The organism is Pseudomonas sp. NDM, assembly GCF_003105095.1.
Lineage (GTDB): Bacteria > Pseudomonadota > Gammaproteobacteria > Pseudomonadales > Pseudomonadaceae > Aquipseudomonas > Aquipseudomonas moraviensis_A.
Genome location: NZ_QETJ01000220.1, coordinates 1 through 6,673 on the forward strand (window position 1 = coordinate 1; position 6,673 = coordinate 6,673).

General features: G+C 59.8%; 6 protein-coding genes. 5 read left to right on the top strand and 1 reads right to left on the bottom strand.

Annotation, left to right across the window (positions count from 1 at the left end; all coding sequences use genetic code 11):
* The first annotated feature begins 251 nt into the window (after positions 1 to 251).
* The 4 genes from DCO47_RS24950 (at position 252) to pabB (ending at position 4,971) form a co-directional block, all read left to right on the top strand.
* The gene (locus tag DCO47_RS24950; RefSeq protein WP_116659145.1) at positions 252 to 788 is read left to right on the top strand and encodes an ATP-dependent zinc protease; all 537 of its coding nucleotides are present in this window, start codon (positions 252 to 254) and stop codon (positions 786 to 788) included.
* Between the two features lie 5 nt (positions 789 to 793).
* Positions 794 to 2,329, top strand: a complete 1,536-nt coding sequence (locus DCO47_RS24955; RefSeq protein WP_116659146.1) for an inactive transglutaminase family protein — start codon at positions 794 to 796, stop codon at positions 2,327 to 2,329.
* Positions 2,329 to 3,315, top strand: coding sequence for an alpha-L-glutamate ligase-like protein (locus tag DCO47_RS24960; protein WP_042608458.1), 987 nt, complete (start codon positions 2,329 to 2,331; stop codon positions 3,313 to 3,315). The genes DCO47_RS24955 and DCO47_RS24960 overlap by 1 nt, the downstream gene beginning before the upstream one ends.
* A gap of 312 nt (positions 3,316 to 3,627) precedes the next feature.
* Positions 3,628 to 4,971, top strand: a complete 1,344-nt coding sequence (gene pabB / locus DCO47_RS24965; RefSeq protein ID WP_116659147.1) for an aminodeoxychorismate synthase component I — start codon at positions 3,628 to 3,630, stop codon at positions 4,969 to 4,971.
* 94 nt (positions 4,972 to 5,065) lie between these two features.
* Here the strand turns inward: pabB and thrH are convergent, their stop codons facing one another.
* The gene (gene thrH, locus DCO47_RS24970) at positions 5,066 to 5,683 is read right to left on the bottom strand and encodes a bifunctional phosphoserine phosphatase/homoserine phosphotransferase ThrH (RefSeq protein ID WP_064362875.1); all 618 of its coding nucleotides are present in this window, start codon (positions 5,681 to 5,683) and stop codon (positions 5,066 to 5,068) included.
* A 164-nt stretch (positions 5,684 to 5,847) separates the two neighbouring features.
* On the opposite strand from thrH, the gene DCO47_RS24975 reads away from it, so the two are divergent.
* Positions 5,848 to 6,588 carry a phosphoadenylyl-sulfate reductase gene (locus tag DCO47_RS24975; RefSeq protein WP_064362877.1) on the top strand — a complete coding sequence of 247 codons (741 nt, stop codon included), beginning with the start codon at positions 5,848 to 5,850 and terminating at the stop codon, positions 6,586 to 6,588.
* Positions 6,589 to 6,673: the final 85 nt, after the last annotated feature.

Below are 6,673 nucleotides of genomic sequence, written 5' to 3' on the forward strand. Positions count from 1 at the left end.
AGATCGCAGCCTTCGGCAGCTCCTACAGAATGCAGGCCACCCCTTTGTAGGAGCTGCCGAAGGCTGCGATCCTTTGATCTTGCTCCACACTGCCCCAAGCGCTGGCGCCATAAAACCACCGTGCTAGAATGCCGCCCGCATTTGCGGGTCTTTCTACGGCTTGCCATAAAAAGCTGCCAGGCACACGCGGGGGCTTGCGCACGGTTGTGCGGGCACCTGAACCGATAACGGAACGCTGCGCACCAGGATTTATGAGACTCAAGCCTTTCCCCACCTTTTTTGCTCTGTTTTGCCTGCCCGGCCTCGCCGCCGCGGGGGAAAAAACCGTGTACGGCCTCAACGAATACGCTTCGCTTGACGGCATCAATCTCGAAGTCGCGGCCAAGCTCGACACCGGGGCGAAAACCGCCTCGCTGAGCGCCCGTGACATCAAACGCTTCAAACGCAACGGTGAATCCTGGGTACGTTTCTACCTGGCGATCGATGCCGCGCATTCGCACCCCATCGAACGGCCGCTCGCGCGGGTCAGCAAGATCAAGCGCCGCGCCGGCGACTACGACCCGGAAGAAGGCAAGCAGTACACCGCCCGTCCGGTGATCGAGCTGGATATCTGCATGGGCTCGGCATTGCGCAGCATCGAAGTGAACCTCACCGACCGAAGTGCGTTCCAATACGCGCTCTTGATCGGCTCCGAGGCGTTGAAACGCTTCGACGCGCTGGTCGACCCCAGTCTTAAATACGCTGCCGGCAAACCTGCCTGCACCATCGCCGCTCATACCGCCGAGTAATTTCCATGCGTTCTCTAACCTTCCACCTGAAAATCCTGATCGCCGTGCTGGTGCTGCTGGGCGTTTCGGTTACGGCCTATCAGATTTTCGTGCTCGGCATCCCGGTGACCGAAGACGCCACCGACGACCTGTGGAACATCGACGCCAAGGTCGAGTTCGTTGCCAGCACCAAGGATCCGGTGAAAATCCAGATGTTCGTGCCGCCGTTGAGCCGCGATTACGTCAGCCTCAACGAAAGCTTCATTTCCAATAACTACGGAGTCGCGGTGAACCGCGTCGACGGCAACCGCAAGGTGACCTGGTCGGCCCGGCGTGCCAAGGGCAACCAGACTCTGTATTACCGCCTGGTGTTGACCAAGCGCTACACCGCAGAAAAATCCAAGGTCAAAGGGCCGACCTTCCGCGACAGCATGGTCATCGAAGGCCCGGAAAAAATCGCCGCCGAAGCCCTGCTCGCGCCGATCCGCCAACACTCGGCCGACGTCGAAACCTTTATTGGCGAGGCGATCAAACGCGTCAACAACGTCAACGACGATAATGTGAAGTTGCTGCTGGCCGGCGATCCGTCGACCTCGCACAAAGCCAAAATTGTTGAATTGCTGTTGTCCATTGCCCACGTCCCGGTAGAGAAAGTCCACACCATCCGCCTCGTTGCCGATCAGCCACAAACACCCGAACTGTGGCTGCGCAGCTTCAACGGCAACGACTGGCTGTACTTCAACCCGGAAACCGGCGAGCAAGGCCTGCCGACCGATCGCTTGCTGTGGTGGACCGGTGACGAAAACCTGATCACCGTCGACGGCGGCAAGAAAGCCAACGTGACCTTCAGCCTCAACAACAGCGAGATGAACGCGATCCGTCTGGCCAAGCTGACCGACGAGAACACTGACGCCAACTTCCTCGATTACTCGCTGTACGGCTTGCCCCTGCAGACCCAGCAGACCTTCATGATCATGGTGATGATCCCGATCGGCGTGCTGGTGATCCTGATCCTGCGCAACCTGATCGGCCTGCAGACCCTGGGCACGTTCACCCCGGTGCTGATCGCCCTCGCCTTCCGCGAAACGCAACTGGGCTTCGGCATTCTGCTGTTCACGGTGATTACCGCGCTGGGCCTGTCATTGCGCTCTTATCTTGAGCATCTGAAACTGCAAATGCTGCCGCGCCTGTCGGTGGTACTGACGTTTGTCGTGGTGTTGATTGCGGCGATCAGTCTGTTCAGCCACAAACTTGGACTTGAGCGCGGTCTATCGGTGGCGCTGTTCCCGATGGTGATTCTGACCATGACCATCGAACGCCTGTCGATCACCTGGGAAGAACGCGGCGCCAACCACGCGCTGAAAGTCGCCATCGGTACGCTGTTCGCCGCCTCCCTGGCGCACCTGATCATGACCGTGCCGGAGCTGGTGTACTTCGTCTTCACCTTCCCGGCGATCCTACTGATTCTGGTCGGCTTCATGCTGGCGATGGGTCGCTATCGCGGCTACCGCCTGACCGAACTGGTGCGTTTCAAGGCTTTCCTGAAGAAGGCTGACGCCTGATGTTCGGTTTCTGGAAGACCTGGAAGGCCCTCGAAGCGCGCGGCATCATGGGTATCAACCGCCGAAACGCGGACTATGTGCTCAAGTACAACAAGCGCAGCCTGTACCCGATCGTCGATGACAAGATCCTCACCAAGGAACGCGCCATCGCCGCCGGCATTCACGTGCCGGAGCTGTACGGGGTGATCTCCACCGAGAAGGAAATCGACAAGCTCGACGAGATCATTGGCGGGCGCAGCGACTTCGTGATCAAACCGGCCCAGGGTGCAGGCGGCGACGGCATCATCGTCATCGCCGACCGGTTCGAAGGCCGTTATCGCACGGTGTCGGGCAAGATCCTCGCCCACGAAGAGCTGGAGCACCACATCTCGAGCATCCTCACCGGCCTGTACTCGCTGGGCGGCCACCGCGACCGCGCGCTGATCGAATACCGCGTGACCCCGGACCAGATCTTCAAAAGCATCAGCTACGAAGGCGTGCCGGACATCCGCATCATCGTGCTGATGGGTTACCCGGTGATGGCGATGTTGCGTCTGCCGACCCGCCAGTCCGGCGGCAAGGCCAACCTGCACCAGGGCGCCATCGGCGTCGGTGTGGATCTGGCGACCGGGCTTACGCTGCGCGGCACCTGGCTGAACAACATCATCACCAAACACCCCGACACCACCAACGCGGTGGACGGCGTGCAACTGCCCTACTGGGATGGTTTCATGAAACTCGCCGCCGGCTGCTATGAGCTGTGCGGGCTGGGTTACATCGGCGTGGACATGGTGCTCGATCAGGAAAAAGGCCCGCTGATTCTCGAACTGAATGCGCGGCCGGGGCTGAATATCCAGATTGCCAACGATTGCGGACTGACTTTGCGCACCCATGCGGTGGAAGCGCGACTGGAAGAGCTGAAGGCGCGTGGCGTGACGGAATCGGCTGAGGAGCGGGTGGCGTTTACTCAGGAGATGTTTGGGCATATTCCTGCCGTCGAGGGCTGACAAAGCTAAAAGTCAAAAGCCCCTCACCCTAACCCTCTCCCAGAGGGAGAGGGGACTGACCGAGGTGTCTAGGCGAGACACGCCGACCTGAGCGTCTTGAGTCGAACTCAGGCTTTGAAAAGCGTGAAGATCGGCTCCCTTTTGCGGAGTAACGAGCGGAACTCGGATCTTGAAAAGCAAGAAGATCGGCTCCCTTTCCCCCTCGCCCCCTTGGGGGAGAGGGCTGGGGTGAGGGGGAGGCTTTTGACTTTGATCTGGCAGCGCAGAGGACTACAATCCCCACCCCGCCTCAACGGCCGATCTGCCCCGCCCATGTTGACCTGTTCCGTACATCCGTTGCCCTACCGCGCCAATCCCGCCGACTATTTCGCGGCCATCCGCAACGCCCCCGGCGCCGTGCTGCTCGACAGCGGCCGGCCGAGCGCCGAACGCGGCCGTTATGACTTGCTCAGCGCCTGGCCGCTGGAACAATTGGCGGTATTGCCGGACGAAAGCGGTGCGCACTTTCTGCAGCGCTTGCGCGACAACCTCAGCCGTTTGGGTGAAGCACAACTGCCTGCCGGGTATGAATTGCCGTTCGCCGGCGGACTGATCGGTTATTTGAGCTACGACTTCGGCCGGCATCTGGAAAACCTGCCAAGCGAGGCGCTGGATGACCTGCAGTTACCCGATGCGCGTTTCGGCTTGTATGAATGGGCACTGATCAGCGATCACCAAGCGCAAACCAGCCAATTGGTCTTTCATCCATCGCTTGCTGACAGTGAACGGCAGCGACTGGTCATCCTGTTCACCCGGCCCACAGCTGAGGCGCTGACCCCGTTCAAACTCAACCAGCCAATGACGGCCGATCTCTCGGCTGACGATTACCGCCAGGCATTCGAGCGTATTCAGAATTACATCCAGGCTGGCGACTGCTATCAGGTCAATTTCGCGCAACGCTTCCGCGCGGAATGCCAGGGCGATCCTTGGCTGGCTTATTGCGCATTACGCCAGGCCTGCCCGACGCCGTTCTCCGGTTTCCAGAGCCTGCCCGACGGTGGCGCGGTGCTTAGCCTGTCACCAGAGCGCTTCGTCAGAGTCAGTCAGCGCCAGGTTGAAACCCGTCCGATCAAAGGCACCCGCCCCCGCGGCCTGACCCCAGCCGAAGACGCCGCCAACGCCGCCGAACTGTTGGCCAGCCCCAAGGATCGCGCGGAAAACCTGATGATCGTCGACCTGCTGCGCAACGACCTCGGGCGCACCTGCCGCATCGGCTCGGTGCGCGTGCCGGAGCTGTTCAGTCTGGAGAGCTATCCGAATGTGCATCACCTGGTCAGCAGTGTGACCGGTGAACTGGCGGCAGAGCGTGATGCGCTGGATCTGATCGCCGGCAGCTTCCCCGGCGGGTCGATCACCGGCGCACCAAAGATTCGGGCGATGCAGATCATCGACGAGCTGGAGCCGACCCGGCGCGGTTTGTATTGCGGATCGTTGCTGTACCTGGACGTGCGCGGTGAGATGGACAGCTCCATCGCCATTCGCAGTCTGTTGGTCAAGGATGGACAGGTGTGCTGCTGGGGCGGCGGCGGGATTGTCGCCGACTCGGACTGGCAGGCGGAGTATCAGGAGTCGATGACCAAAGTGCGGATCCTGCTCGATACCCTGCAAAACCTCTGAATGACACAACCCCTGTAGGAGCTGCTGAAGGCTGCGATCTTTTGATCTTTAAAAGCAGAGATCGCAGCCTTCGGCAGCTCCTGCAGGGATTGGTTTACAAGTTCAGGTCGCGGTTTGAAGCCTTGAGAAATTCCTGCTTCAGCTCTTCAAACGTATGCACCGCCGGGAACTGCGGGAACTCGCGAATCACGTTGTCCGGCGCGTGAAACAGAATCCCCGCATCCGCTTCGCCCAACATCGTCGTGTCGTTGTACGAATCGCCCGCCGCAATCACCCGGTAATACAGGCTCTTGAACGCCAGCACCGACTGACGCTTGGGATCTTTCTGACGCAACTGATAGCTGGTCACCCGCCCGGTTTCGTCAGTGATCAAGCGATGGCAAAGCAGAGTCGGGAAGCCCAGCTGGCGCATCAGCGGCTGCGAGAACTCATAAAAAGTGTCCGAGAGAATCACCACCTGGAAACGTTCGCGCAACCAATTGACGAACTCCACCGCGCCGTCCAGCGGTTTCAGCGTGGCGATCACTTCCTGAATGTCCGACAGCTTCAAGCCGTGCTCATCGAGGATGCGCAGGCGTTGCTTCATCAATACGTCGTAATCGGGAATGTCCCGGGTGGTGGCCTTGAGGGAGTCGATCCCGGTTTTTTCGGCGAAGGCGATCCAGATTTCCGGTACCAGTACCCCTTCAAGATCCAGGCAAGCAATTTCCACAGGACACTCCCGTTTGTAGTGATTATTGGGTCGAGCGAGGCCGAACTCTAGCCTTTGAACATCAGGCGCGCAACGCAGAGGACGCCCCGGGCGCGGCAGCTTTTTGTTACCATCGGCCCCCTATAGAGCGCCCGAGCGCCACTGACCTGTAGGAAGCCGCCCTGATGAGCCCAACGTTCGACGTCGTGGAACTCGCCACGACCTATGCCAACAAATCCGCGCAGGACATCCTCAAACTCGCCTTCGCCGAGTTCGGCGATGACTTGTGGATATCTTTCAGCGGCGCCGAAGACGTGGTGCTGGTGGACATGGCGTGGAAGCTGAACAAGAACGTCAAAGTGTTCAGCCTCGACACCGGTCGCCTGCATCCGGAGACCTACCGCTTCATTGAGCAGGTGCGCGAGCATTACCAGATCAACATCGAAATCGTCTCGCCGGACTACACGAAACTCGAACCGTTCGTGAAGGAAAAAGGCCTGTTCAGTTTCTACAAGGACGGCCATGGCGAATGCTGCGGCATCCGCAAGATCGAGCCGCTGCGGCGCAAGCTGTCCGACGTCAAGGCCTGGGCCACCGGCCAGCGCCGCGATCAGAGCCCGGGCACTCGCAGCGCTGTGGCGGTACTGGAAATCGACACGGCATTCTCGACACCGGAACGCACCCTGTACAAGTTCAACCCGCTGGCGCAGATGACCAGCGAAGAGATCTGGGGTTATATCCGCATGCTCGAACTGCCCTACAACAGCCTGCACGAGCGCGGTTTCATCAGCATCGGCTGCGAACCCTGCACCCGCCCGGTGCTGCCGAACCAGCACGAGCGCGAAGGCCGCTGGTGGTGGGAAGAAGCCACGCAGAAAGAATGCGGGCTGCATGCGGGGAATATCATCAGCAAGAGCAAGGTTTGATTTCCTGCTGAATAAAGTCCCCTTGTAGGAGTGAGCCTGCTCGCGATAGCGGTATATCAGTCGAAGAATTTATTGGCTGACGCAC